Annotated in this window: 32 protein-coding genes; 17 read left to right on the top strand and 15 right to left on the bottom strand. The window is 66.2% G+C overall.

Annotated features, from left to right (window positions below; genetic code table 11):
• Positions 1 to 139: 139 nt before the first annotated feature.
• Entirely contained in the window at positions 140 to 1,324 is a 1,185-nt protein-coding gene (locus OH686_RS19710) for an NnrS family protein (protein ID WP_289534663.1), read from the bottom strand.
• A complete protein-coding gene (locus OH686_RS19705; protein ID WP_289534661.1) occupies positions 1,311 to 1,568 on the bottom strand; it encodes a transmembrane sensor/regulator PpyR in 258 nt (85 codons plus the stop codon). Before OH686_RS19705 ends, OH686_RS19710 begins: the two co-directional genes overlap by 14 nt.
• A gap of 281 nt (positions 1,569 to 1,849) precedes the next feature.
• Here OH686_RS19705 and OH686_RS19700 point away from each other — a divergent pair, with 281 nt between their 5' ends.
• The 3 genes from OH686_RS19700 (at position 1,850) to OH686_RS19690 (ending at position 4,525) form a co-directional block, all read left to right on the top strand.
• Positions 1,850 to 1,987 (top strand): hypothetical protein, encoded by a 138-nt coding sequence (locus OH686_RS19700; RefSeq protein ID WP_289534659.1) that lies wholly within the window; start codon positions 1,850 to 1,852, stop codon positions 1,985 to 1,987.
• Between the two features lie 206 nt (positions 1,988 to 2,193).
• A complete protein-coding gene (locus OH686_RS19695) occupies positions 2,194 to 4,149 on the top strand; it encodes an AAA family ATPase (protein WP_289534657.1) in 1,956 nt (651 codons plus the stop codon).
• Between the two features lie 94 nt (positions 4,150 to 4,243).
• Positions 4,244 to 4,525, top strand: coding sequence for a peptidylprolyl isomerase (locus tag OH686_RS19690; protein WP_137971520.1), 282 nt, complete (start codon positions 4,244 to 4,246; stop codon positions 4,523 to 4,525).
• 15 nt (positions 4,526 to 4,540) lie between these two features.
• Here OH686_RS19690 and OH686_RS19685 read toward each other — a convergent pair whose 3' ends face one another.
• Positions 4,541 to 5,593, bottom strand: a complete 1,053-nt coding sequence (locus tag OH686_RS19685) for a DUF1176 domain-containing protein (RefSeq protein ID WP_289534654.1) — start codon at positions 5,591 to 5,593, stop codon at positions 4,541 to 4,543.
• Positions 5,594 to 5,712: 119 nt separating this feature from the next.
• Between OH686_RS19685 and OH686_RS19680 the strand changes: the two genes are divergently transcribed.
• Positions 5,713 to 6,555: a class I SAM-dependent methyltransferase gene (locus tag OH686_RS19680; RefSeq protein WP_289534652.1), complete on the top strand. Its 843-nt coding sequence runs from the start codon at positions 5,713 to 5,715 to the stop codon at positions 6,553 to 6,555.
• Between the two features lie 4 nt (positions 6,556 to 6,559).
• On the opposite strand, the gene OH686_RS19675 is transcribed toward OH686_RS19680, so the two are convergent.
• Complete coding sequence (locus OH686_RS19675) at positions 6,560 to 7,483, bottom strand: LysR family transcriptional regulator (RefSeq protein WP_289534651.1); 924 nt, start codon at positions 7,481 to 7,483, stop codon at positions 6,560 to 6,562.
• A 114-nt stretch (positions 7,484 to 7,597) separates the two neighbouring features.
• Here OH686_RS19675 and OH686_RS19670 point away from each other — a divergent pair, with 114 nt between their 5' ends.
• The 7 genes from OH686_RS19670 (at position 7,598) to OH686_RS19640 (ending at position 12,076) form a co-directional block, all read left to right on the top strand.
• Positions 7,598 to 8,347: a 3-oxoacyl-ACP reductase family protein gene (locus tag OH686_RS19670; RefSeq protein WP_289534650.1), complete on the top strand. Its 750-nt coding sequence runs from the start codon at positions 7,598 to 7,600 to the stop codon at positions 8,345 to 8,347.
• Positions 8,348 to 8,565: 218 nt separating this feature from the next.
• On the top strand, positions 8,566 to 9,267 hold the full coding sequence (locus tag OH686_RS19665) for a YebC/PmpR family DNA-binding transcriptional regulator (protein WP_289534648.1): 702 nt from the start codon (positions 8,566 to 8,568) through the stop codon (positions 9,265 to 9,267).
• Between the two features lie 9 nt (positions 9,268 to 9,276).
• Positions 9,277 to 9,465 carry a hypothetical protein gene (locus tag OH686_RS19660; RefSeq protein ID WP_289534647.1) on the top strand — a complete coding sequence of 63 codons (189 nt, stop codon included), beginning with the start codon at positions 9,277 to 9,279 and terminating at the stop codon, positions 9,463 to 9,465.
• 201 nt (positions 9,466 to 9,666) lie between these two features.
• Positions 9,667 to 9,798, top strand: coding sequence for a hypothetical protein (locus tag OH686_RS19655; RefSeq protein WP_256662109.1), 132 nt, complete (start codon positions 9,667 to 9,669; stop codon positions 9,796 to 9,798).
• Between the two features lie 177 nt (positions 9,799 to 9,975).
• A complete protein-coding gene (locus tag OH686_RS19650) occupies positions 9,976 to 10,671 on the top strand; it encodes a polysaccharide lyase family 7 protein (RefSeq protein WP_289534634.1) in 696 nt (231 codons plus the stop codon).
• Positions 10,672 to 10,795: 124 nt separating this feature from the next.
• Complete coding sequence (locus tag OH686_RS19645; protein WP_137971512.1) at positions 10,796 to 11,116, top strand: DUF2025 family protein; 321 nt, start codon at positions 10,796 to 10,798, stop codon at positions 11,114 to 11,116.
• Positions 11,117 to 11,224: 108 nt separating this feature from the next.
• On the top strand, positions 11,225 to 12,076 hold the full coding sequence (locus OH686_RS19640) for a transporter substrate-binding domain-containing protein (RefSeq protein WP_289534632.1): 852 nt from the start codon (positions 11,225 to 11,227) through the stop codon (positions 12,074 to 12,076).
• A gap of 3 nt (positions 12,077 to 12,079) precedes the next feature.
• On the opposite strand, the gene OH686_RS19635 is transcribed toward OH686_RS19640, so the two are convergent.
• The 5 genes from OH686_RS19635 to OH686_RS19615 form a co-directional block, all read right to left on the bottom strand.
• Positions 12,080 to 13,375 (bottom strand): phospholipase C/P1 nuclease family protein, encoded by a 1,296-nt coding sequence (locus OH686_RS19635; protein WP_289534630.1) that lies wholly within the window; start codon positions 13,373 to 13,375, stop codon positions 12,080 to 12,082.
• 96 nt (positions 13,376 to 13,471) lie between these two features.
• A complete protein-coding gene (locus tag OH686_RS19630; protein ID WP_289534628.1) occupies positions 13,472 to 14,332 on the bottom strand; it encodes an FHA domain-containing protein in 861 nt (286 codons plus the stop codon).
• 9 nt (positions 14,333 to 14,341) lie between these two features.
• A complete protein-coding gene (locus OH686_RS19625; protein ID WP_289534627.1) occupies positions 14,342 to 16,030 on the bottom strand; it encodes a serine/threonine-protein kinase in 1,689 nt (562 codons plus the stop codon).
• A gap of 17 nt (positions 16,031 to 16,047) precedes the next feature.
• The gene (locus OH686_RS19620) at positions 16,048 to 16,827 is read right to left on the bottom strand and encodes a PP2C family protein-serine/threonine phosphatase (RefSeq protein ID WP_289534626.1); all 780 of its coding nucleotides are present in this window, start codon (positions 16,825 to 16,827) and stop codon (positions 16,048 to 16,050) included.
• 94 nt (positions 16,828 to 16,921) lie between these two features.
• Complete coding sequence (locus tag OH686_RS19615) at positions 16,922 to 17,245, bottom strand: hypothetical protein (protein ID WP_289534624.1); 324 nt, start codon at positions 17,243 to 17,245, stop codon at positions 16,922 to 16,924.
• A gap of 139 nt (positions 17,246 to 17,384) precedes the next feature.
• Here OH686_RS19615 and OH686_RS19610 point away from each other — a divergent pair, with 139 nt between their 5' ends.
• The 6 genes from OH686_RS19610 (at position 17,385) to OH686_RS19585 (ending at position 21,400) form a co-directional block, all read left to right on the top strand.
• Positions 17,385 to 18,107 (top strand): endonuclease, encoded by a 723-nt coding sequence (locus OH686_RS19610; RefSeq protein WP_289534622.1) that lies wholly within the window; start codon positions 17,385 to 17,387, stop codon positions 18,105 to 18,107.
• Between the two features lie 167 nt (positions 18,108 to 18,274).
• A complete protein-coding gene (locus tag OH686_RS19605) occupies positions 18,275 to 18,484 on the top strand; it encodes a cold-shock protein (RefSeq protein ID WP_068825417.1) in 210 nt (69 codons plus the stop codon).
• 97 nt (positions 18,485 to 18,581) lie between these two features.
• Positions 18,582 to 18,761, top strand: coding sequence for a PFL_1563 family small protein (locus tag OH686_RS19600; protein ID WP_137971504.1), 180 nt, complete (start codon positions 18,582 to 18,584; stop codon positions 18,759 to 18,761).
• Between the two features lie 107 nt (positions 18,762 to 18,868).
• Positions 18,869 to 19,906, top strand: a complete 1,038-nt coding sequence (locus OH686_RS19595) for a GGDEF domain-containing protein (RefSeq protein WP_289534618.1) — start codon at positions 18,869 to 18,871, stop codon at positions 19,904 to 19,906.
• Positions 19,907 to 19,984: 78 nt separating this feature from the next.
• A complete protein-coding gene (locus tag OH686_RS19590) occupies positions 19,985 to 20,542 on the top strand; it encodes a magnesium transporter (RefSeq protein ID WP_289534616.1) in 558 nt (185 codons plus the stop codon).
• 75 nt (positions 20,543 to 20,617) lie between these two features.
• Positions 20,618 to 21,400 carry a substrate-binding periplasmic protein gene (locus OH686_RS19585; RefSeq protein ID WP_289534615.1) on the top strand — a complete coding sequence of 261 codons (783 nt, stop codon included), beginning with the start codon at positions 20,618 to 20,620 and terminating at the stop codon, positions 21,398 to 21,400.
• Here the strand turns inward: OH686_RS19585 and pdxJ are convergent, their stop codons facing one another.
• The 6 genes from pdxJ to lepB all read right to left on the bottom strand — a co-directional run bounded on the left by pdxJ (position 21,401) and on the right by lepB (position 25,743).
• Complete coding sequence (gene pdxJ, locus OH686_RS19580) at positions 21,401 to 22,147, bottom strand: pyridoxine 5'-phosphate synthase (protein ID WP_289534614.1); 747 nt, start codon at positions 22,145 to 22,147, stop codon at positions 21,401 to 21,403.
• Positions 22,140 to 22,838, bottom strand: a complete 699-nt coding sequence (gene recO, locus OH686_RS19575) for a DNA repair protein RecO (RefSeq protein ID WP_289534612.1) — start codon at positions 22,836 to 22,838, stop codon at positions 22,140 to 22,142. The genes pdxJ and recO overlap by 8 nt, the downstream gene beginning before the upstream one ends.
• 3 nt (positions 22,839 to 22,841) lie before the next feature.
• A complete protein-coding gene (gene era, locus OH686_RS19570) occupies positions 22,842 to 23,744 on the bottom strand; it encodes a GTPase Era (protein WP_289534611.1) in 903 nt (300 codons plus the stop codon).
• Entirely contained in the window at positions 23,737 to 24,426 is a 690-nt protein-coding gene (gene rnc / locus OH686_RS19565; RefSeq protein ID WP_137971498.1) for a ribonuclease III, read from the bottom strand. The genes era and rnc overlap by 8 nt, the downstream gene beginning before the upstream one ends.
• Positions 24,423 to 24,800 carry a DUF4845 domain-containing protein gene (locus OH686_RS19560; RefSeq protein WP_289534609.1) on the bottom strand — a complete coding sequence of 126 codons (378 nt, stop codon included), beginning with the start codon at positions 24,798 to 24,800 and terminating at the stop codon, positions 24,423 to 24,425. The genes rnc and OH686_RS19560 overlap by 4 nt, the downstream gene beginning before the upstream one ends.
• Before the next feature lie 91 nt (positions 24,801 to 24,891).
• The gene (lepB, locus tag OH686_RS19555; protein WP_289534608.1) at positions 24,892 to 25,743 is read right to left on the bottom strand and encodes a signal peptidase I; all 852 of its coding nucleotides are present in this window, start codon (positions 25,741 to 25,743) and stop codon (positions 24,892 to 24,894) included.
• Positions 25,744 to 25,748 lie beyond the last annotated feature (5 nt).

The following is a 25,748-nucleotide window of genomic DNA, read 5'->3' as shown; positions in this document are numbered from 1 at the left end:
TCCCTGCTGAAGTCCGTTGCCCCTTCGCAAGCAGAATGCGGGCCAGGCCGCCGCAGGCCCCATATTTACTGGCTTCGACTGAGTTTTCCGACACGCTGGACAGGAAAGACTTTGCCGTCGCGGGCAAGGCCTTGCCGTCTCAGCCGGGATGGCCATCTACTCGCGCCGTCCAGAACATCGCCGCGTAGTGACGCAGGAACAGGGCGAACGCCAGGCACCAGCCCGCCGCCGCCAGCCACAGGCCGTAGACGCTGAAGCCAGCCAGCAGCACACGGCACAGCGTCGCCCCGTGCAGCAGGGCGAAGGCCCAGGCGATGGCTGGCGGCGGCGTCAGAGGCCGGCCGGTATGACCGAGGCTGACGCGTGTCAGCATGGCCAGGATCAACCCACCCATGGCGCCCACTGCCAGCGCGTGGCTGGCCAGGCTCGGCTGCTGCACCAGGCCCAGGTGCCACAGGGTCATGCCGAATGCCGCCACGGCCATCCAGGCATAGGCCAGGTGCAGCGACCAGAGCAGCGGCACGCGCCAGATGCCCGGTTCGTACCAGCGCCACAGGCGCAGGCCGTGCAGAGCGGCCACCAACAGGAACAGTGGCACCAGCAGTGGCCGCGGCTGCAGGTTCAGCCCGGCGGCGGTGAGTGCGGCGATGGCCAGCGAACCGCCGAGCAGACTCCACATCAGCCAGAGACTCATTGGCACCTGGCTGGCCAGGCCCAGGCCGCGCTGGGTAAAGAACGGAATCACCCGCCCGCCGATGACGCCCATCAGCGCCGCCACCAGCCACAGCGCGGCCAGGGTGCCACGGCGCTGCAGGGCATCATCGCCCAGGGCCACGCCATACAGGGTCAGGGCCTGGCAGGCGGCGAGCAGCGCGAGTACCAGGACGATGGGCGCGTTGTGCTTCTGCCGCGCCTTGAACACCAGACGGCCAAAGGCCCACGGCAGGGCCAGGGCGAAGGCCAGCTCGATAGCCGCCAGCGCGACCATGGGTAGCGGCAGGAACCAGGCCAGACGCCCGGCAGCCCAGATGGCGAACAGCGCGATCAGCGGACGCCCGGACAGGCTGGGCAGCCCGGTCCAGGTCTGCACGGCGGTGAGCAGGAAGCCGGCGATGATCGCCAGGCCGAAGCCGAACAGCATCTCGTGGCGATGCCAGGCCAGCAGGCCTCCCAGCGGTTGCAGGCCGGCGTGGCCGGACAGCGCCGCGCCCCACAGGGCCACGGCGATCAGGGCGAACAACGCGCCGCCGAGGAAGAAGGGCCGGAAGCCCAGGCGCCAGAGCGGCGCGATGGCCAGGGCGGCGTGGCGATCAAGCAACTGCACAGTTCGCCTCCCAGCCAGCCTTGCGCATGTAGTGCTGGGCGATCAGGCGCATCACATAGCCGATCTTCAGCATGGTCGGGCCGATCACCACGCCGGAGTGGGCGACCACCAACGCCGGGATGCTGAGCTGGCCCTCCATGCCGTAGCCGGCGCCGATGCCGGCCAGCAGAATCGCCAAGCCGGCGACCAGCAGTTGAGTGGATACACGCAGAACGTTTTTCGGGCAGCTGAGGAACTCGATCATGGCGATGTCTCCCTGGAGAGCGGGGGCGGTAGACCCCCTTTGCTCTGGCTGTATCAGGAAGCGTGCCAGTCATTTTTCTCATTATTTTCATATAGTTGAAAATATATGTGTTCGAATGACACGCAGGCATTCGCAGTCAAGATGACTGCAAGCTGTCATCTTGACTGCATCGAATCCAGATCTCGGCTACTCATTAATGGCCTCTCGCGCCCCTACGCCGTAGGAACTTACCAGCGCCAGCGAACCCCAATCCCAGGTAGCCCACTCAACGAGCCCATGCCATGGCCGACGACGAAGCCACCCCGGAACCAGCAGCCGAGCCAGACGCCAGCACCGAGGAACTGTCGGAGGAAGTGCTGGAAAACCTCGAGGAAGTCGCCCCGCTGCCCGCTCCCATCCCCGAACCGGGGCCGCTGTAGCGCCGCTGCGCTTGCCGCGCTGCCGCTTCGCTAGATCGACCGGCGGTATATCCGCTCGTCCCTGATCGCTTAAACCGCCGTGGCCGATGCCGATAATCCGCTCGCGTGCCGAATCGCTGCTATTGCAGCGGCCTCTCGCGAGCGGAGCTCGATGCCGCCTGGATTGCCCACTCGTGGGCGCTGTATGACTGCACTCCGGGATCGCCATGACCAAACGATTTATCCACCGCCACCGCCGCCTGCTCGGTGGTGTTTCGCTCTGTGTCGCCCTGCTCGCCATGGTCGCCGTCGGCTACTGGCAGTCGATTCGCCCGACCACGCCGCCTGCCGGCGATGTCTCGGCCGTCATGCTGGTCGAGCTGCAGCGTTCCACCGCGCCCTGGACCGCCAACCGCCGCGACCTCTCCACCCTGGTCGGCGACATGCGCGGCGGGCGCATCGCCAGCGCCGCCCTGAGCGACGAGGCGGTGTACGTCTCCACCCATGACGGCCGGCGCTACTGGCTGGCCGACCAGTCCGGACGCATCGGCGAGATGATCCTGCGCGACTACGGCAGCGGCGCCGCGCTGTTCCCCATCAGCCTGTTCGATACCGACGGCGAGGCGCCCTGGTACCGCGAGCTGCAGAGCCAGTGGCCGTTCCTCCTGCTGCTGTTGCTCGGCGCCGGGTTCGGCGTGTGGAAGCTGCGCCCGCAGCAGGCGCTGAAGCACAACACCGGCATCCGCTTCGCCGACGTGATCGGCGCCAGCGAGGCCAAGCAGGCCCTGCAGGACGTCACCAGCTACCTGCGCGACCCGGCCGCCTTCGCCGCCCTCGGCGCGCGGCCGCCCAAGGGCGTGCTGCTGACCGGCGAGCCCGGCACCGGCAAGACCCAGCTGGCCAAGGCCCTGGCCGGCGAGTGCGGCGCGCACTTCATCCAGGTCACCGGCAGCGACTTCTCGTCGATGTACTTCGGCGTCGGCATCCACAAGGTCAAGACGCTGTTCCGCACCGCGCGCAAACATGCGCCGTGCATCGTGTTCATCGACGAGATCGACGGCATCGGCCGCCGCGGCGAGCAGAGCCGTGCCAGCGACGCCGAGGCCAACCGCATCGTCAACCAGTTCCTCACCGAGATGGACGGCTTCGCCGCCGACAGCGGCGTGCTGGTGCTCGGCGCCACCAACTTCCCCAACTCGCTGGACCCGGCCCTGCTGCGCGAGGGGCGCTTCGACCGCAACATCGCCGTGGGCCTGCCCAGCCTGGCCGATCGCGAGCAGCTGTTCCGCCTGTACGTCGGCAAGGTCAAGGCCGCCGGCGACATCGACCATGCCCTGCTGGCGCGCAACAGCGTCGGCCTGACCCCGGCGGCCATCGCCTACATCGTCAACCACGCCGCCCTGCTGGCCGCCCGTGGGCGCTCCGCCCAGGTGAGCATGCGCCACTGCGTGGAGGCCCTGGAAACCTGCCGCATCGGCGAGCAGCCGCTGGGTGTCAGCGCCCTGTCGGAGGCCGAGCGCACGCGCATCGCCGTGCACGAGGCCGGCCACGCCATCGTCGCCGCCGCACTCAACTGCGGGCGGGTGGAAAAGGTCACCATCCTGCCGCGCGGCCAGGCCCTGGGCGTGACCCTGGTCACCCCGGTGGAGGACAAGCGCCTGCACTTGGAATCCGAGCTGCGTGCACGCATCCAGATGCTGCTGGCCGGCCGTGGCGCCGAGCGCCTGCACTTCGCCGAGATATCCTCCGGCGCCGGCCAGGACCTGCACGAGGCCAGCAAGCTGGCCCTGTCCATGGTCGCCGCCCTCGGTATGGGCCCGAACGGCTCGCTGCTGAGCCTGCAGGCGGTACGCGAGGCGCACCTGGACAGCGACCCGCGCGAAGCGTTGGCAGCCGCCGACCAGCTGCTGCAGGACCTGGACCGCGATTGCCTGGCCCTGCTGCAACGCCTGCGCCCGGCACTGGAGCACATCACCCAGCGCCTGCTGGAGGAGGAGACGGTGGCCGGAGAGGAAGTGCTGGAAGCGGTACGCGCGCTGCTCGACGATCCGCTCGCCGCGCCTCGCCCGCATCCCGCCCGCCCCTGCCACCTGGAGCGGGTCGCCGCCAGCCCGATGGTCGAGCTCGATCCGTTCTTCGACCTGGCGGTGGAGGAAGCGCAACCCGGCCCGGGCATGGCCTGAGGTCGTCGACAACCCGGCACCGCCCGGCGCCGGGCGTGCCATGGACGGGCCGTTTGCGTTAGGCTCTGCGCCTCTTCAACTGGAGGTAATTCCCATGGCTCGCGCCACTGCCCGTCACATCCTGGTTTCCAGCGAAGCCAAGTGCAATGAACTGAAAGCCGCCATCCAGGGCGGCGCCGACTTCGCCCAGGTGGCCAAGGACAACTCCACCTGCCCGTCCAGCCGCGACGGCGGCAATCTCGGTACCTTCGGCCCCGGCCAGATGGTGCGCGAGTTCGACCAGGTGGTGTTCAGCGCCCCGGTCGGCGAAGTCCAGGGCCCGGTCAAGACCCAGTTCGGCTACCACTTGGTGGAAGTCACTGCCCGTCAGGACTGATGCATCCGGCGGAGGCTAGTCCTCCGCCACCCTCCACAACGTCGGCCACTCTCCCGGGTTGCCCGACGCACAGCGCGACATCAGCTGGTAGGACTGCACCCGGAAGCGCTCGCCATCGAAGCGCCAGCTGCCGGCCTCGCCGCAATCCCCTACGCCCCGCGCCTTCACCCGGTATTGCAGGATCCCCGTCTGCGGGTCGTAGTCGACCCAGCCGGTCGGCTCGCTGCCCTGCAGCGGCAGCGCATCCAGGCGCAACTCCACTTCCTCGTAGGGCGGCTTGCGCTGCAGCCGGTACAGCGAGTACTCGCAGTTGTAGGCCGCACACCAGCTGCGCACCAGCACCAGCGCCTCGCTCGGGCTCAAGGCGAAGGCCTCGCCCACGGGAGCCTCGCCCATTTCCTCTTCCTGCTGCGGATCACGGGTCGCCTGCAATACCGCCTGCACGATGCGCTCGGCCTCGGCTGCCGGCATCGGTGCGGTTACGGGATAGGCCGGTAGCTTCGCTACCGGCGGTGGCGGCGGCACCTCGGAGTCCGCGCGGGCGCCAGGGCGATAGAGTGCGCCGCGGGTGTCCAGGCGGCCCTGCACCGAGTCCATCAGCAGCAGCGCGGCGGACAGGCCACTCAGCGACACCGTCACCTCCTCGTCGCCATCCACCGCCATGCGCAGCCGACCGGCGTTGCGCAGCTCGCCCAGCAGGCCCCGCGCCGCCTCGCCCTGGGCTTCCAGGATCAGCTCGTTCTCGGCCGGTACCAGCTGCAGGGCGTTGGTCAGCGCATCGGGCAGCAGCCGCTCGTCCGCCAGCAGCGGGAAGTACTGGGTCTGGCCGGCATACACCAGGCGCAGCCGCGGCTGGCCCGCCGCGCCGGCGTCACGCTGCAGCACCAGCCGCAGCGCGCTGTAGTCGCTGGTCTGGCCGGCGCTGAGGGCCTGGCAGCTGCGCCGGTTGTCGCAGGCCACCACCCAGTCCTTGATCTCGCGATACAGCGGTACATCCTCGGGCTCGGGCTCGGCCTGAGCGACGCAGGCCAGCAGGCACAGGGGTAACAGACGTAACGAAGCGGGCATGTTGGCTCCTTGCACATGGCCTGATGCAGCAGCTTGGCACAGCCGCGGCGAAAACTGGTTGAGCGTTCCGCCCGCTTCGCCGGTCGCAAGTTAGGAAGTACCTTGCCGAGGACTCTTCCATGACTCGCCGACTGCCCTGCCTCTCCGCCCTGCTACTCGCCATCTGCGCCCCGCTGTACGCCGCCGACGAACCGCTCGACAGCACTGGCCAGATCAAGGACGACCAGTACCACGCCGTCCTGGCCGGCGACTGGCGCTCCCCCGAGCATCGCCTGCGCGACCCGGATCGCCGACCGATGGAAACCCTGCGCTTCTTCGACCTGTCGCCGACCCAGACCCTGATCGAAGTCGGCCCCGGCGATGGCTGGTACAGCGAGATCCTCGCCCCGCTGCTGCGCGAGCGCGGCCAGTACAGTGCGGCGTTGCCCAGCAGCGGCGATGCCGAGCAGCGCGAAGCCGCCAGCGCGCTGCGCAACAAGTTCGAGCAGGATGCCAAGCGCTTCGACAAGGCCCGCATCATCGAATTCGACCCGCAGGCGCCCAAGCTCGGCGAGCCGGAGTCGGTCGACCTGGTGGTGAGCTTCGACGACCTGCACAACTGGGCAGAGGCCGGCAGCGAGAAGGCGATGTTCGGCGCCATCTACCAGGTGCTCAAACCCGGCGGCAAACTCGGTATCACCGCCTACCGGGCGGCCAAGAACGCTACTCTCGAGCAGACCAAGGGCAGCGGCTACCTGCCCACCGACCACGTGATCGGCAAGGCCAAGGATGCCGGCTTCGTCCTCGCCACCATCGAGCAGATGCACTCCAATCCCCGCGACACCCGCGACCACCCCAACGGCGCCTGGAGCCTGCCGCCCCACCTCAAGGGCGGCGCGGAGGAGCGCAGCAAGTACGAGAAGATCGGCGAGCCCGACCGCATGACCCTGCTGTTCGTCAAACCGAGCGGGCCGAGGCCCTGAGTGATCAGCGCGCCGAGAAGCGCCGGTCCAGCCCCTGGGCGCGGAACTGCTCGACCAGGAAATCGATGAACACCCGGGTCTTGTGCGGCAGCAGTCTCTGCGCGGCGAAGTGGATGGAGATGATGCCGGTGTCCACGTACCAGTCCGGCAGCACCCGCTGCAGCGTGCCGGCCTGCAGGTGCGGTAGCGCGTGGGGCATGGCTACCAGGCAGATGCCGAGATGCATGAGCGCGGCCTGACAGGCCGCCTCCGGGTCGCCCATGACCAGCCGTGGACGCAGCTCGATGCCAGCCTGCTGGCTCTCGCGATTGCGCAGCAGCATGGAGCGGATGCGACCGGTCTGCGCAGCGCGGATCAGAATTCCGTCGTGTTCCGCCAGCTCGTCCGGTTCGCGCGGCTGGCCGCGTTCGGCCAGGTAGGCCGGCGAAGCCAGCAGCACCCGATGCGCCGGCGCCAGCTCGCGCGCCACCACGCCAGGCGCCTGCTCGAAGCCGCCGCCGATGGCCGCGTCGAAACCTTCGGCAATCAGGTCCACCGGGCGGTTGTCGAAGTGGAAATCCGGCTGCACGCCGGGATAGCGGGCGAGGAACTCTGGCAGCAGCGGCATCACGTAGTAGCGACCGAACGCGTTGCCCATGCTCACCTTCAATACCCCGGCAGGCTGGCCCTGGCGGCTGGCCAGATTGGCCATGGCCGCCTTCAGGTCGTTCAACCCGCCTGCCGACTCGCTCAGGAAGCGCTCGCCGGCCTCGGTCAGCGACAGGCTGCGGGTGCTGCGCTGGAACAGCCGCACCTTCAGCTCCGCCTCCAGGCGCGCCACGTTCTTGCCCACCGCTGCCGGCGTCAGACCCAGGCGCCGCGCGGCCTCGGCAAAGCTGCCGGCCTCCGCGCTGCGGATGAAACATTCGATGCAATTGAGCGTATCCATGCTGCGACTATAAACCTTTTGTATCGAAAGAAACGCAGAAATACCGACTAATCAGAATTCAATCGACGGCAGATACTCGTCTCCAGCAACCCACCTCACTCGGAGACATACACCATGAGCCAGACTCTCAACCTGCAAGACAAAGTCGCCTTCATCCAGGGCGGTTCCCGCGGCATCGGCGCCGCCATCGTCAAACGCCTGGCTCGCGACGGCGCCGCCGTGGCCTTCACCTACAGCCAGTCCGCCGCCAGCGCCAACGCGCTGGTCGCCGAAGTCGAAGCCGCCGGCGGCCGCGCCCTGGCGATCCGCGCCGACAGCGCCAGCGAGCAGGAAATCCGCGGCGCCATCGGCGAAGCGGTGCGCACCTTCGGCCGCCTCGACATCCTGGTCAACAACGCCGGCGTGCTTGCCATCGCGCCCATCGAGGAGTTCAGCATCGACGACCTCGACCGCACTCTCGCCATCAACGTGCGCAGCGTGGTGATCGCCAGCCAGGAAGCCGCCCGGCACATGGGCAACGGCGGGCGCATCATCAGCATCGGCAGCACCAATGCCGATCGTATGCCCTTCGGCGGCGGCGCCGTGTACGCCATGAGCAAGTCCGCCCTGGTCGGCCTGACCAAGGGCCTGGCCCGCGACCTCGGCCCGCGCGGCATTACCGTCAACAACGTGCAGCCCGGCCCGGTGGACACCGACATGAACCCGGACAACACCGACTTCGCCACCTCGCTGAAACCGCTGATGGCCGTCGGGCGCTACGGCCAGGTCGAGGAAATTGCCAGCTTCGTCGCCTACCTGGCCGGCCCGGAAGCCGGCTACATCACCGGCGCCAACCTGCTGATCGACGGCGGCTTCGCCGCCTGATCCATCAGCCAACAACCCCGTGCCGGCCTGCCGTGCACGGGGTTTCTTGCATTGCCCCTCAACCCTGCTGGACCTGGCCATCGCTTTCACCAAGCATCCTGGCAAAGGCGTCGACCTCCCCCGATGGCGAACAGACGCGGCAACCCGCTAGAATCTGCCCCCTCAATTCGCCTCGCACGTGCGGGGCTCCGTCAGACGCAGCCAGCGAGAACACCGCCATGGGCGCACAGTGGAAAGCCAAACCTAAAGAAGCCGCAGCCAACGCCAGGGGCAAGATCTTCGGTCGCCTGGTCAAGGAGATCATGGTCGCCGCCCGTAACGGCGCCGATCCGGACACCAACGCCAAGCTGCGCGTCGCCGTCCACGCGGCCAAGAAAGCCTCGATGCCCAAGGACACCCTGGAGCGCGCGATCAAGAAAGGCGCCGGCCTGCTCGGTGAGACCGTCAACTTCGAGCGCACCACCTACGAGGGCTTCGCCCCGCACCAGGTGCCGGTGATCGTCGAGTGCCTGACCGACAACCTGAACCGTACCGTCGCGGAAATCCGCGTGCTGTTCCGCAAGGGCCAGATGGGCGCTTCCGGCTCGGTGAGCTGGGACTTCAGCCACGTTGGCATGATCGAAGCCTCCACCGACAGCGGTGCCGACCCGGAGCTGGCCGCCATCGAAGCCGGTGCCCAGGATTTCGAGCCGGCCGATGAAGGCGACACCCTGTTCATCACCGAGATGACCGACCTCGACGCCGTGTGCAAGGCGCTGCCGGAGCATGGCTTCACCGTCAACTCGGCGAAGATCGGCTACATCCCGAAGAATCCGGTGAGTGGCCTGAGCGACGCGCAGATGGAAGAAGTCGAAGCCTTCCTCGAAGCCCTCGACAACCACGACGACGTGCAGAACGTCTACGTCGGCCTCGCCGGCTAACCGCCGCGCGTGAGCCGCAGCCAGTTCCACCAGCAGCACGCCGCACGCGCCGAGGCCGAAGCCCGGCGCCTGCTGGCAGAGCGCACCAACCTCGGCACGCGCTGGCTGGACTGGGTGGCCGCCGAGCTGTACCGCCTCACCCCGCCCGAATACGCAGCCATGGTGCGCCGTGAGCTGCAGCGCCTGAATACTCCGTAAGCCCTCTGCATATCGCCGCACACAGTCAGCTGCCTCCTTGTCGCCCAGCGGCAAAGCCTGGCGACGCACGACCGAACCACCCGCGCACTTCGCGACTATGCTCTAAGCAGTGTACGGATCAGGCTGGCTCAGCCTGGGAGGTGGAGATGACCGTCGAAGCATGCCATTCAAACTGAATCGCCATTTTCGGAGGACTCCACCATGAGCAAAGGTCTGGATCGACACAAAGAGGCGAAGAAAAAGCCTCTCAAGACCTCCCAGGAAAAACGCATGGCCAAGCGCAGCAAGAAATCCGGCACCACTCTGCTCGGCAGCCACGCCCCATCCAGCTAACCCTTCTCGCACCCGGCCAGCGCCGGGTGCTTCGTTTCAGCCCCGTGGAAAACCGAATGTCTCCAGAGGCCTGGCCAGGCGCCAGTACCCATTCGTCCAGAATCAAGCGCAACGCTGAACTTCCCGGCGTAGACGGGTCGGAACCCCGACCGTTACGTTTACTGCAAGGGGGACCCGATGCTCGACCTGACTACCTGGAACTTGACCATTCCCGCCACCGAATCGGCCACGGTGATCACCACCGAACGCCTCAAAAAGGGCTACAGCAGCCAATATTTCCGCCCGCAGAACAGCAGCGTGCGCTTCTGGGTGCCGGTCACCGGCTCCTCCACCGAGAACTCCCGCTACCCGCGCAGCGAGCTGCGCGAAACCTGGCCCAACGGCGAGCTGCGCAACTGGCACCACGGCGACGCCGACAACCTGCTCAGCGCCGAGCTGACAGTCAACCAGGTGCCGAGCAAGAACAAGCTGGTGATCGGCCAGATCCACAGCATCAACCGCCCCGGCGATGTCGGCGAGCCACTGGTGAAGCTGCAGTATCACTACCGCCCGGAGCTCAACAGCGGCAGCGTCGAGGCCCTAGTGCGCAAGCATCCCGACGATAAGCACGTGCAGAACATCATGCTGGTGAACGATGTGACACTCGACGAGCGCTTCGCCTATCGCCTGCGCCTCACCCCTAGCGGCCGCCTGGCCATCGCCGTGTACAGCGACGAGGACAATGGTGCCTACCACCGGCAGATCGCCTCCAGCTGGAGCAGACAGCTTCTTTACTTCAAGGCCGGCACCTATGCCCAGGACAACTCCGGAAGCAGCGCCGAGGGGGGCCGCGCGACCTTCTACCACCTCGATATCGAGCACCGGAAGCCGTAACCGTGGCGTCGGCGCCGGGCTTGATCCAGAGCAAGGCGCCGCCGCGACCATTGGCTAGGATGGCCGGCAAAAATAACGACAGCTCCTTGCGCGCAATCCTCGACAACATCCACAGGAGGTTTGCATGAGCATCACATCGTCCACCATCTGCGCCGCCGCCGAAGCCCTGCAGGGCCTGGTCGGCTACAACGCCAAGAGCGAGCAGCACATCGTGCGCTTCAGCGAGGACTCCTTCGGCCTCGACGTGACCGAAGAGAGCATCCAGCCCTGCGCCGAGTTCGTCTGGCAGCCGCTCAAGGGCGCGCTGATGACCCTCAGCCGTGAGCGCCTTGGCCTGCTGCTGGAACAGCGCATCGACGAGCGCCTGAACATCTCCGAGCCGCTGCTGGTGTACCTGCGCCGCAGCGATCTGCCGGAGATCATCGCCGAGCGCCGCCGCACCTGAGCGGCCGCACGAGCCAGTGCAGTCGGCGCGCACCACCCGGGCTGGCATAATGCGCGCACCGTAAGGTGCGCCGGCGCGCATCGCCCACGATTGAAAGGATTGCAATCGATGCCTGTGCGGCGTCTGACCTGGCTGCTGGCCCTGCTGCTGAGCGCCGCGCCCTGCCTGGCCGCGGAAGGCGTGCTGCGCTACCCGCGTGCGCCAGTCGGCGACGAGTTCCGCCCAGCCTATCCGCTGGCGCAACTGCAGCTGGCCCTGGACAAGGTCGGCAGCAGCCTGCGCATCGTCCCCTCGCAGCACCATATGGAACAGCAGCGCGCCCTGCTCAGCCTGGAACAGGGCGAGGCGGTGGACGTGGTGTGGACCATGACCAGCCTGGAGCGTGAACGACGCCTGCTGCCGGTGCGCATTCCGCTGGACAAGGGTCTGTACGGCTGGCGCATCGCCCTGCTGCGAGCGGACCAGCCGAACCTGCTGCAAGGCGTGCGCACCCTGAACGACCTGAGCCGGCTGCGCGCCGGCCAGGGCCACGACTGGCCGGATACCGACATCCTGCGCGGCCACGGCCTGCGGGTGGAAGTCAGCTCCAGCTACGAGAGCCTGTTCCTGATGCTGGAGGCCAGGCGTTTCGACTATTTCCCGCGGGCCGTGCTGGAGGTGGAGGACGAGCTGAGGCACAACCGGCAACGCCCGCTGGTCGCGGACAGCCACCTGGCGCTGCACTACCCCACCGCGCTGTATTTCTTCTTCTCGCCGCACGCTCCGCAGCTGGCGGAAACCGTGCGCCGGGGCCTGGAGCTGGCCCTGGCCGATGGATCCTTCGAACGGGTGTTCCAGCAGTACCACGGCGCCGACCTGCGCCGCGTTGCACTCGAGCAACGCCAGATCATCGAGCTGGACAATCCGCTGCTGCCGCCGCAGACCCCGCTGCAGCGCCGCGAGCTGTGGTATCGCCCCTGAGGCTTACTGCTTGGGCACAGTGGCGCTGAGCGCATTGCGGCTGTGCGCACCGAAGTGGCGGAACAGCTGCACCAGCAGCGCCTCAAGGGCCGGATCGGGCTCCACCGCCTGCAGGCGGTTGCCCTCGCTGAAGCCCTTGGCGGTATCGCCGCGGGCCAGCCACTCGCCGATCAGCGCATCGAACTCGCCGGCGCGCTCATGCGACTCCGCCGCCACCACCTGGGCCGCGTAGTCCACGTCGAAGGCCGGGTAGTCGGCATCGCCATCGCGTTCGGCATAGGCCGTGAGCAACGGATGCTGCGCCTGGCCGCTCTCCAGCAACGATTGCATGCGGTCGAACTGGTATTGCTCGATGGCGGTATGGCGGTCGGCCACGCGCTTGATCGCCGCCTCGCGGTCCTCGGGGTAGCCGGCCTCGGCCTTGGCCGCGATCAGCACCATGCCGGCGGTATCCACGCCCGGCAGCACGCTGGCGTGGTACGGCTGGGTGAGGTCCTGCAGGTAGTGCATGGCCCAGCCGAGGAAGCGATAGCCCCAGTAAGGATGACCACTGGCAAAGGCCAGGCGCGCCAGGCCACTGTACTGATACACGCGCCAGTGCGGCAGGGTCTGCCCCAGGTAGGGCGCGGCGGCGAAGATCAGCGCCGACTCGTGGTAGTAGCCGATATGGAACGGCGCCTGGGAGGAATACTCGAAGCGCGCATCGCCGAACGGCTGCGGACCGAAGTTGTAGCGCTGGCCGACGGCGCCGGGGTTGTCGCTGAACAGGTTGATGTCATGACCGTAGTCCGGCTCGTCGGCGGCACTGGCCACCACCTGCAGGGCCGCGACCTTCTCGCCATCCTTCAGCCCCAGGTAGCGCCAGTGGGTCCAAGGACCGACCTTGTGGAACACCAGCACATCCTCGCCGCCCAGCAGCGGCCGGCCGCCGGCATCCTGCCCCGGCAGCTGCTGGATGAAGCTGGCCAGCTTGATCTCCGGATTGACGCGCAAGGCCTGGAGGAAGGCGGTACGCCGATCGCCGCCACCGGCCGCCTGCCAGCGCAGCTGGTCCGGGCGCGGCGGGTAGTAGGAGAAATGCTCGCGGGCGTAGCGTTCCTGCTCGTCCAGCAGGCGCTCGATGGCCGGCGCCTGATCGGCGAGGAAGGCCTCCAGCGGCTCCACCGTTACGTCCTGGCGCAGCTCGGGCATCTCACGCAGGGCCAGCAGGCTGCCCAGCGAGTGGTTGGACCAGGCCAGGGCATGGGAGGACAGGCCGACCAGCAGGCAGGCGCAGGACAGCAGAACGAGTGACTTCACGGCTACTCCGATGCGTGAGGCGAATCGGCCAAGGCTAACCCCGCCAGCGTCGCCAGACACTGTCAGGCTGCGCCAGCGGCACTCACCGATCGGGCATCAGAGCAGCGCGGCAGCGGCCAGCCCACCGACGATCAGCAGCACGCCGATCACCAGGGCGACGCGCAGCGCCCCGCTACCGGCCTTGACGGCGGGTGCCGGGGCGGCCTGGGCGCGTGCGGCGGCGCGCAGCGGGTTGGCCGTGGGGGCGGCGCTGCTCGCCGGTCGCGCCTGGGGCTTGGCCTTGGGCGCGGGCAGGTCGACGGCGCGCACGAACACCGTGGCGTCCTCGCTCTCCTCCTCCACCTCCTGGGCATCCACCTTCGGCCCGATCACCAGCAGGATCACCGAGCCCATGCGCACCTGGTCGCCCGGTTTGAGCACGGCGGCGGCGCTCTTCTCGCCGTTGATCAGCACGCCGTTGGCCGAGGCCAGGTCCTTGACCTCCAGCACGTCGTCGCGCAGGAAGAACTCGCAGTGGCGGCGCGACAGCTGGGCATCGCTGAAGCACAGCTCGCACTTGACCGAGCGGCCAAAGGTCATCGAGCCGCTGACGTGGAATTTCTTGCCCTCGTGCTCGCCCTGGATCACCTGGAGGAACCAGCGCTGGCTGGCCTCGGCATGGGACTTGGCCTTGCCCGGGTCGACCAGCAGCAGCTCGACCTCGCCCAGGCGCACACGATCCTCGGAACGCAGCTGGTAGCGGCTGCCGATGCGCTCGTCGTTGACGAAGGTGCCCAGCTCGCTGTCGCAGTCGCTGATGTAGTAGAGGCCGCCGTCCTGGCGGATTTCCGCATGGAAGGCGTTGATCCCGGCATCCTCCAGGACCAGGTTGTTGCGCCGGTCCTGGCCCAGGGTGAAGCGTTCCTCCACCAGCCAGACCGGGGCCTGGCGACTGTCTTTGAAGTGCAGCTTGAGCATGTCTGGGTCCTACTGGCCGAAGATGTTGTTCCAGGCCCGCTTGATCGGGTTGCTGTTGCGCTCGCGCTCGGCCTGGGCCGCGGCGGCGCGTGTTCGGGCGGCACGGGCCTCGCCGAGCAGCTGTTCGTGTTCGCCGCGCATCTGCAGCAGCTCGGCGTTCTGCGGCTCCACTTCCAGGCCGCGATCGATCATCGCCAGCGCGCCGGGGAAATCGCTGCGCCGGTAGGCGGCGCTGGCCAGGTCGCGGTACAGCTGCGCCACGTGGCTGAGTCCGGCCAGGGCGTCGGCGTTGTCCGGGGCCCAGCCGAGGATCTGCCGGTAGTAATACACCGCGCTGTCCTCCTCGGGCAGCAGCAGGCGCTTGTCGGCGATGCTCTGCTCGGCCAGCTGCAGGTAGCGGGCGATGCGCGCGTCCAGCACGCGCTGCAGGCCGGCCAGCGTGGCGGCATGCTGCGGGTCGATGGCCAGGGCCTGGCGGTAGTAGTAGTCGGCGCTGTCCTCGGCCGGCTCGGTCAGCAGGCCATCGGCCAGGCGCTGTTCAGCGAGATCAGTGAACACCTTGATCCGCGCCTCGCGGATGCGCTGCAGGCCGGCCAGGGCCTCGTCGCTGTCGTCATCGAGCGCCAGCACCTGGTTGAAGTAGTGCTCGGCGCTGTCCTGCGCCGGCTCAATCAACTGACCGGCGGCGAAGCGCTGCTCGGCCTCGGCCAGCAGCGCGTCGATCTGCCGCTGCTCCTTGATGTACAGGCCGGCCGAGGTCAGGGTGCCGATCAGCACCAGCACGCTCAGCGTTATCAGCAGAGGCATGGCCGAGCGACGCTGGCGCGGCGCTGGCGCCTCCACGGCAACCGGCTCGCTGACCGGCTGGGCCGGGCGCAACTGGGTCTCTTCCAGGTCGCTCAGCTCCATCTCGTCCAGTGCGGCGAGCAGGGCGCGGCAATCGGCGAAGCGCTCGTCCGGCTTCTTGGCCAGCATGCGCGCCAGCAGACCACGGAAGGCACCGAGGCTGTCGGGCAGCGGCGGCGGCTCCATCTGCACGTGGTTGACCACGGTCTGGGTGTAATTGCCGCCGCGATAGGGATTGCTGCCGGTGAGCAGCTCCAGGAGGATCACGCCCAGGCTGTAGATGTCGCTGCGCGCGTCCAGCGGCTGGCACTGGGCCTGTTCGGGGCTGCTGTAGGCCGGGCTGCCGACGGCAACGCCGAATTGGGTCAGCTCGCTGTCGATGTCCAGGTCCTTGGCCACGCCGAAGTCGGTGAGCACCGCCGTGCCGTTGCTGCGAAACAGCACGTTGGCCGGTTTCACGTCGCGGTGCACCAGGCCCTTGTCGTGCACCACCGCCAGGCCGCTGGCGATCTCGCGGATGATCTGCAGCGCGCGCTCGGGAGCGAAAAGTTCGCCCTTGTGCCGCGCCAGGTCACCGCCGGGGAGAAACTCCATGGCCAGGTAGTAGCGACCATCGGCCAGGCGGTCGATGTCATGGATGGTGATGATCGACGGATGGTTGAGCGAGGCGACTATGTGCGCTTCCTGGATGAAGCGCTTGCTGAAGGCCTCGTCCTCGGCGCTGCGCAGGACCTTGATCGCCACCTTGCGGCTCAGCGACTCCTGGGTAGCCAGGAAGACTTCGGCCATGCCGCCTTTGCCCAACTGGCCGTGCACCCGGTAGCCGGGGATTTCAAGCAGAGTGGTGCTCATGGATGTGCGTCGATCATTCAATGCTTGCGGGAATGGAGCCAACGGCTGAGGAAGTTGCGGGGCTTGGCGTCGATCTCGGTCGATTCGGCCATGCTGCGCCCCAGCACGATGCAGGAGATATTGTCCTTGCCGCCCAGCTGATTGGCCAGCCCTATCAGCTGTTCGACCAGATCATCGAGGGTCGCCGCCCCAGCACAGACCTCCTGGATCTGCTCATCGTTCAGCTCGCCGGTCAGGCCGTCGCTGCACAGCAGCAGCAGTTCGCCGGGCGCCAGGCTGCCCTGCACGCGGCCGACTTCGAGGGCCTGTTCGCTCTGCCCCAGGCACTGGGTGACGATGTTGCGGCGTGGATGCTGACGGGCCTCCTCGACGCTCAGCTCGCCGGCGTCGATCATCGCCTGCACCCAGCTGTGGTCACGGGTCAGACGGGCAATGCCGTCCAGGCTGATGCGGTAGGCGCGGCTGTCGCCGATCCAGGCCACCTCAAACTCGCTGTCGAAGAAGCGCGCGGCGACCACCGTACTGCCCATGCGCCGGCCACCGTCTTCCTGCACCGCATCGAGGATCGCCTGGTTGGCCGCGTGGATCGCCGCCTCCAGGTCGCCGCCTGCCGAAATGGCCTGGCGCAGGGTGTCCAGGGCCATGGCGCTGGCCACTTCGCCGCACTCGTGGCCACCCATGCCATCGGCTACTGCCCACAGACCAAGCTCGGGGAGGCAGAGCACGGCGTCTTCGTTATGCCCTCGAACCCGACCCGAGACGCTCTGCGCCGCGAACCCCAGGGACTGCATCGACATGACTGCTGGCTACCTTCTGAATCTGCACTGCCGTGCATGATGCTGCGCCGAACCGAGACTGTCAGCCCGAAGCGCGCGAACTGTTAAGCAGTCGTCAGCGGCTGCGCTGTACTTCGTAGCTGTTCTGCCCGGGATACCGCTGCACCTCGATGCCACCGGGGTACTCGGTGCTCTGCCGAATGCCACCGTTCTGGCGCACGCTGGAGCCGCCCTGGATGATCTGCACCTGACGGCCATAGCCCTGGCTGGGTACCGCATGGCCTCCATAAACGTCGTAGCTCTGGCTGCGACTGGAAGAGCTGACGCTGCCGGAGGCACCGGGGCTGACGTACTCGATGGGAATCTCGCGGCGCACCGGCTCGGCGCCCAGCGCCGCGCCACTGAGTGTGGCGGCCAGCAGCAACAGAATGGTTCGCATGAGGTTGCTCCTCGTCGATCGATAGCCTCGATGCTACGCCCCAAGGCTCCCGGCGAGTAGCCTTGGCCAGCGCCGTGCCACGATTGGCAGGCACTTCCCGATCGGTATGATGCGGCGCTTTTTCCGGGATGCCGCATTCATGCCCACGCGCTTTGCCCTGCTGTTGCTCGCCTGCTGTCTCGCCCTGCCCGCAATTGCCGCGCCACCACGCACCTTCAGCGAGGCCAAGAAGATCGCCTGGCAGCTGTACGCCCAGCAGTCGGTGGAGTTCTATTGCGGCTGTCGCTACAGCGGCAATCGGGTGAACCTGAAGAGCTGCGGCTACCAGCCACGCAAGAATCCGCAACGCGCCGCCCGTATCGAGTGGGAGCACCTGGTGCCGGCCTGGGTCATCGGTCACCAGCGGCGCTGCTGGCAGCAGGGCGGACGCAAGCACTGCGCGCGCAGCGACGAGACCTTCCGCCGCGCCGAGGCTGACCTGTTCAACCTGGTGCCGAGCATCGGCGAACTCAACGGTGATCGCAGCAACCTGCCCTTCGCCTGGCTGCCGCAGCAGCCGAGCCAGTATGGCGCCTGCCCAATGGTGGTGGACTTCCAGGCGCGCAAGGCAATGCCGCGCCCCAAGGTGCGCGGCATGATCGCCCGCACCTACTTCTACATGAGCCAGCGCTATGGCCTGCAGCTGTCGCGCCAGGAACGCCGCCTGTTCGAGGCCTGGAGCAGGAACTATCCGGTCGAAGCCTGGGAACGCCAGCGCAACCAGCGTATCGCCTGCGTGATGGGCTGGAGCAACCCCTTCGTCGGCGCCGCTGATCTGCGTCGTTGCCCGGCACCGTTTACCGGAAAAGGCAGAAATGATTAGGTAAATCAGCGCAGTGCCTGTAAGGTGGCGGGACTGTGCTGCATGTGTCACCGCAAATCGACCGGTTTAGATCTCGGTCCAACCCCCCTCGGTTTCTTTACTCTTTGCACTCAGTCATGGCCTGGGCTGTTCCAGCGCCGTGTTAACTTTGTTCAAGGAGATTTTCCATGTCCGCACGTCAAACCGGCACCGTCAAGTGGTTCAACGACGAGAAAGGCTTCGGCTTCATCACTCCGGAAAGCGGTGCTGATCTGTTCGTTCACTACCGTTCGATCCAGAGCACCGGCTTCAAGAGCCTGCAGGAAGGCCAGAAGGTTTCCTTCATCGCCGTCCAGGGCCAGAAAGGCATGCAAGCTGACGAAGTCCAGGTCATCTGATCTGTACGACGTCCAAAGAACCGGCCTTCGGGCCGGTTTTTTTATCCCTGCTACTTCGCTGCGCCCCGCGTAGCCAATCATTCCTCGAGGGGGAACCATGCGAGTCAAGAAGTCCACCCAGCAGCCCAAGCCTCAGCCGGCTTCGGAAACCAGCGAATCCCTCGAAGCCCAAGTCGCCGCCTTCCTCAAATCCGGCGGCGAGATCCAGCAGATCGCCAAGGGCGTGAGCGGACAATCCTGGGCCCCCAGCCGCCAGATCAGCCTCGGCAAGAAGTAATTTTCGCGGCAATTCGGTAAGCGCAACGATACTGGCACTTTGCCTAACAGTTCCTTGCCGATACGAGCAAAGCCCTGCATCCTTGGTCCATAACAATGAAATGGGCCATGAGCCAGAGAGCCGCGCTGATGTTCAAGCGACTGCGTAACGACTTCCAGCTGTCCATCATCACCCTGATGGGCATCATCGGCGTGCTCGGCATTTCACCCTATGCGGTCTATCGCCTGCTGCACGGCAATCTCCTGGTCGGCATCGCCGATGCCGTGATCGTGCTCTCCACCCTGTCCGCCGTGGTCTATGCCTGGCGCACCGGTGACACGGAGAAGCCCGGCCTGTACCTGGCCGGCGTGTTTTCCGTGGGCTCCACGCTGATCGCCATCAACCTCGGCGTCAACGGCCTGTTCTGGATCTACCCGCTGATCCTCTTCAACTTCTTCATGGTCTCGCCCGGCAAGGCCATCGCCGCCACCCTGCTGGTGCTGGCAGGCCTGGTAGGCCACGCGCTGTGGGTGCCCGGCAGCGTGTTCGAAAGCCACTACCAGATGATCTCCTTCCTGGTCACCAACGCCATGGCCGGAGTGCTGACCTTCATCTTCGCCTACCGCACCCGCATCCAGCGCGAGCAGTTGCAGTTGCTGGCCATCCAGGATCCGCTGACCGGCGCGCGCAACCGCCGAGCAATGAACGAGGAACTGAAGATCGCCGTGTCCAGCAAGCGCCGCCACGGCCGCAGCTACGGCGCGCTGGCCATGGACCTGGACCACTTCAAGCAGATCAATGACCTCTATGGTCACCAGGCCGGCGATCAGGTGCTGATCGACTACGTGAAGCTGATCAAGGCCTGCTCGCGCCAGGAGGATCGACTGTTCCGCTTCGGCGGCGAGGAATTCCTCCTGCTGCTCCCGGACACCGATGCGGAGGGCCTCGAATCGGCAGCAGAGAACCTGCTGGCGACGGTCCGCGACAACCTGCGCGGGCCCGGCGGACCGGTCACCATGTCCATCGGCGGCGCCCTGCTGCGCGACGACGAGCCCTGGAGCCACTGGCTGCAGCGCGCCGATCAATGCCTGTATCAGGCCAAGAGCAGCGGTCGCGACCGCACCATCATCGACCGCCCGACGGTCAACCTCACTCCCAGCCACTGACTAAAATGTAACCAGGTCAACGTCGACCTGAGCACCGGCCGGCCGGGGGACCGCCAAGCAGAAGGTGGGAGGTATGCCATGAACCGGCACTACTACATCAGTGACAACCTGGACGATCTGGAGAACCTGGAAGGCGAGCTGGAGGCTCGCGGCATCAATACCGAGCAGATCCATGTGCTGAGCGAGCAGGACGCGGCAGTGGAACAGCACCAGCACTTGAACGAGGTGCCATCGATCCTCAAACAGGATGTCGTCCACTCCGGCTCGATTGGCAGCCTGATCGGCATCGCCCTGGCCGTACTGGTACTGCTGCTGGCCTGGCTGAACGACTGGGCCTCGACCCCGGCGGGCTGGATTCCGTTCGTCTTCCTCGCCGTGGTATTGCTCGGCTTCAGCATCTGGGAAGGCAGCCTGTTCGGCATGCAGCAGCCCAACAGCGCGTTCCGCCGCTTCGCCGACCGCCTGCACGAAGGCAAGCACCTGTTCTTCGTCGATGTCAGTCCAGCCCAGGAGCCGATACTCAGCCAGGTGGTGGCGCACCACCCTGGCCTGGAACTCGCCGGCACCGGCCCGGCCAGCCCGGGCTGGGCGGTGGGCCTGCAGCACCGCTGGCACCAGTTCCGCCGCATGATGTGAGATCTGGCAGGCGGGCCGCTGCGGCCCGCCACCTCATGCTGGGCTAGAATAGGTGGGCGGCCACCCCGGCCGCGCATGACCCAAGGCCCCTGCGCGCCCATGATGATCCGCCTGCTTCTGCCGCTGGCCACCGGTCTGCTGTTCGGCAGCCTGGCCAACGCCGCCTCGATCAGACTGGTGACCGGCGACGAATATGCCCCCTTCACCGGGCAGAACCTGCCCAATGGCGGCATGCTCACCGAACTGGTGCAGCAGGCCCTCCAGCAGGCGGGACACCAGACCAGCCTGACCTGGCTGCCCTGGAAGCGTGGCTATCAGGCGACGCTCAAGGGCCAGTTCGATGCCACCTACCCCTATCTGCCGACGACGGAGCGCCAGGCGGACTATCTGTTTTCTGCAGTGCTCTACGAAACCACCCAGCGACTGTTCAGCAGAGCGGGGCAACCGCTGGAGCCAGACCTGCAACAGCTGGCGGGCAAGCGCATGTGCCTGCCGCTGGGCTGGCAGCCCCCTCCCCGTCTCGCACCGCTGCTGGCGGCAGGCACGCTGCAACGCCACGAACCGCAGGATCTCACCGCCTGCGCACGCCTGATCGAACTCGGCCGCGATGACTTCTTCGTCGCCGACAGCCTGCTCGGCGAGCGCGCCATTCATCGCTCCGGGCTGGCCGCCGAACGCTTCAGCGAGTCGCAGGGGGTGGTCGGCAGCAACACCCTGCACTTCCTGGTGCCGCGCAACCGGCCGGGAGCCCAGCAGCTGATCGAAGAATTCGACAAGGGCCTGCGCCTGCTCCAGGAGAACGGCAAATACGCGCGGATCTTGCGCACCCACCGCCAGCACGCGCTGAACGCAGAGTGATCAGCCGCGAACGGACGCGGCCAGGATCAGCTGCTTCATCTCAGCCACTGCGCCCTTGAAGCCGACAAACAAGGCATGCGCGACGATGGCGTGGCCGATATTCAGCTCGTGCACGCCAGCAATCGCCGCCACCGGCTCGACGTTGTGATAGTGCAGACCATGGCCGGCATTGACGATCAGCCCATGGGCCAGGCCGCAGGCCACGCCGTCACGGATGCGCGCCAGTTCCCGGGCGGCCTCTTCCGGGGTATGGGCGTCCGCATAACGGCCGGTGTGCAACTCGATGGCTGGCGCACCGATGCGGCGAGCCGCCTCGATCTGCCGCTCCTCGGCATCGATGAACAGCGACACCTCGCAGCCCAGCTTGGCCAGACGCTGTACGGCGGCCTTGATTCGCTCCTCCTGACCGGCGACATCCAGGCCACCTTCGGTGGTCAGTTCCTGACGGGTTTCCGGCACCAGGCAGACGTGCTCGGGGCGAATGCTCTCGGCGAAGCCGAGCATGAACTCGGTGACGCCCATCTCGAAATTCATGCGCGTCTGCAGCACATCCTTGAGCAGGCGTACATCGCGTTCCTGGATATGCCGACGATCCTCACGCAGGTGCACGGTGATGCCGTCGGCGCCAGCTTCTTCGGCATCCAGCGCGGCCTTGACCGGGTCCGGATAGCGGGTGCCGCGGGCCTGGCGCAGGGTGGCGACATGGTCGATATTGACGCCGAGGAGGATGCGATTGGCTTCAGTCACGAGCGGGTTCCTTGAGATTCATGAAGAGTTCGCGGCTGACCAGCGGTCGACCGCCCAGATGAGGAGCGAGGGCCTGGCGCATCAGGCGCTTGGCCGCAGCCAGGGCGCCAGGTGAGGACCAGTCGGCGTCGGCCATGGCCAGCAGATCGGCGCCCTGAAACAGGCCGGGTTGCAGCTGGGCCACCGCCTCCAGACCGGCATCCGGCCGCAGGCGGTAGAGGCCATCGGCGGCAATCGGCTGGCCGGCAATATCGATATCCAGGGCGAAACCATAGCCCAGCTCGTCCAGCAGACGCCACTCAAAGGCGCGCAGCAGCGGCTCCAGCGGCGGGTTGGCAGCCAGGGCCTGGAGCGTCAGGGCGTAATGCTCGAACAGAGCTGGATGTGGATCTTCGGCGGGTAGCAGGCGCAGGAGGAGCTCGTTGAGGTACATGCCGCTGTAGAGCGTCTGCCCCTGCAACCAGTGCGCGATGCCGCTGGCTTCGAGGCGGCCGACGTTCTTCAACTCACCCCGCCCGCGCAACTCCAGCTCCAGCGGTGCAAACGGCCGCGCCAGGCTGCCGGCCTTGCCACGGGCGCCTCGCAGTACCGCGCGCAACCGCCCTTCGGGAGTGAAGAAATCGACCAAGGCGCTGGTTTCCTTGTAAGGCCGACTGTGCAGGACGAAGGCCGGCTGCGCGCTGGCGAGCATGGATCAGAAGTCGGTGTAGCCCAGCGAACGCAGGGCCCGCTCGTCGTCGGACCAGCCACCCTTCACCTTGACCCAGAGATTGAGCATGACCTTGGAGTCGAACAGCACCTCCATGTCCTTGCGCGCATCCTGGCCGATGCGTTTGATGCGCTCGCCCTTGTCGCCGATGATGATCTTCTTCTGGCCGTCGCGCTCCACCAGGATCAGACCGTGGATGTGCAGCACGCGCCCCTCCTGCTTGAACTCCTCGATCTCCACGGTGATCTGGTACGGCAGCTCGGCACCGAGCTGGCGCATGATCTTCTCGCGGATCAGCTCAGCAGCGAGGAAGCGACTGGAACGGTCGGTGATCTGGTCTTCCGGGAAGAAGTGCTCGGACTCCGGCAGATTCTCCGCCACCAGGCGTTCCAGGGTGTCGAGATTCTGCCCGTGCAGGGCGGAAATCGGCACCACTTCGGCCTGCGGCAACTGGGTGGCAAGCCACTCCAGGTGTGGCAGCAGCTCGCTCTTGTCGTCCAGCCGGTCGGCCTTGTTCACCGCCAGCAGGATCGGGCATTTCACGTACTGGACCTTCTCCAGCACCATCTGGTCCTCGTCGGTCCAGCGGGTGCGATCGACCACGAACACCACCACATCCACGTCCTTGAGGGCCGTGGATGCACTGCGGTTCATGTAGCGGTTGAGCGCCTTGTCGTTGTGCTTGTGCAGGCCCGGGGTATCGACGTAGACAGCCTGCACCTCACCCTCGGTCTTGATCCCGAGCATGTTGTGGCGGGTGGTCTGTGGCTTGCGCGAGGTGATCGCCAGCTTCTGCCCGAGGATATGGTTAAGCAGCGTCGATTTGCCCACATTGGGTCGGCCGACGATGGCGACGTAGCCACAACGGGTCACGGGTGCATCAGTCATGGCTATTCTCCACGCCCAGCGCCACCAGCGCGGCGGCGGCGGCGACCTGCTCGGCAATGCGCCGACTGGCGCCATGCCCCTGGGTCTTGTCGGTCAGCAGCGCCACTTCGCACTGCACGAAAAAGGTACGGCAATGGGGCTCGCCCTGGATATCCACCACCTCGTAGCGCGGCAGCTCAGCGGCGCGCGACTGAAGGAACTCCTGCAGGCGAGTCTTGGGATCCTTGTTGGTATCCACCAGAGTAAGACTGTCCAGCTCATTGGTCAGCCAGGCCAGCACCCGCTCACGAGCCACATCCATGCCGGCGTCCAGATAAATGGCACCGATCAGCGCCTCGAGGGCATCGGCGAGAATCGACTCGCGGCGGAAACCACCACTCTTCAGCTCTCCGGAGCCCAGACGCAGGTATTCACCCAACTCGAAGCCACGCGCAAGTATGGCCAGGGTCTCGCCTTTAACCAAACGCGCACGCAGACGCGAAAGCTGGCCTTCTCGGGCCTGGGGAAAGCGTTCAAATAGCGCTTCGCCAGCGACGAAGTTGAGGATGGCATCGCCGAGGAACTCCAGACGTTCGTTGTTGCGCCCGGCGAAGCTGCGGTGAGTCAGCGCCAGGAGCATCAGCTCCTGGTTCTGGAAGGTGTGGCCGAGCTGACGCTCGAGGCGAGGAAGGGAATAACTCACTGGACGCGGATTCGGAATTCTTTGTCGAACTTGGCAACAAGGTCGAGGTTCTCGATCAGCGGCTCACGCTTTTCATACTTCAAATGCACCAAGAACTCATTGCCTTCCATCTTGATGTCCAGCGCTTCATCCAGATTGAGATCGCGGATACCGTTCACGGTCATCATCTTGTCCACATGACCGTAGAAATCCGACACCGTGCTAATACCCAAGGCACGATCAGTCTCGACAGACTTGATGGACTTCTCCAACGACCAATAGTCCATATAGTGAGGCCCTACTTTGAACGCCGTACTGGCCAGGAATGCCACGATTGTCAGTACTACTACCCAGCCCAGCATGGACATGCCTTTCTGCGAACGCGCAAATGTCATGGTCGATTCCAATTTTCGGTGTTGTTGTAAGGCGATGACTATATATAAGCAGGCGCCGCACGATTGAACAGCGCCTCGCAATTTCGGAGCGTCAGCGGATCAGACCGACCCGGGAGAAGTTCGGCAGGCTGCGCAGCTTGGGATCAGGCCAGCTCAGCCATACGGCGAAAGCCTTGCCGACAATATTGCGGTCGGGAACCATGCCCCACAGCTCCTTGGGAATCGCACCATCATTCCAGTAGCGGCTGTCGTTGGAGTCATCCCGGTTGTCGCCCATCATGAAGTAGTGTCCTTGCGGCACCACCCACTCGTCACCCGGGCGTACATTGCGATGCAGCTGCTTGCGGATCAGATGCTCGGCTTCACCCAGCTTCTCGCGATAGACCAAGGTGCGCCCCAGGGAGCGCGGCTCCTCACCCAGCAGCTCCTCGGCAACCGACTGGCCATTGACCAACAGGCGCTTGTCCTGGGTATAGGCGATGCGATCCCCCGGCAGCCCTACTACACGCTTGATGTAGTTGATGCTGGGGTTGCTCGGATAGCGAAACACCATCACGTCGCCACGTTGCGGATCACCCACCTCGACCACCTTGGTATCGACCACGGGCAGGCGGATGCCATAGGCAAACTTGTTGACCAGGATGAAGTCACCCACTTCCAGAGTCGGCTTCATCGAGCCCGACGGAATCTGGAAGGGTTCCAACAGGAAGGAGCGCAGCACCAGAACAATGGCCAGCACCGGGAAGAAGGATTTGCCGTACTCGACCAGCAGCGGCTCCTTCTTCAGGCGCTGCAGCACCAGTTCGTCCGGCTGACCGACCTGGCCTTCGTAGGCCGCGATTGCCACCCGACGGCGTGGCGCCAAGAGCAGCAAGTCGATCAGAGCCAAGGCGCCGCAAACCGCAACGGCAATAACCAGAATCAGCGGGAAGTTGAACGACATAGGTC

This window comes from Pseudomonas sp. SO81, from assembly GCF_030374125.1.
In the GTDB taxonomy this organism is placed as follows: domain Bacteria; phylum Pseudomonadota; class Gammaproteobacteria; order Pseudomonadales; family Pseudomonadaceae; genus Aquipseudomonas.
This window is presented reverse-complemented; position numbering and strand designations above follow the sequence as displayed.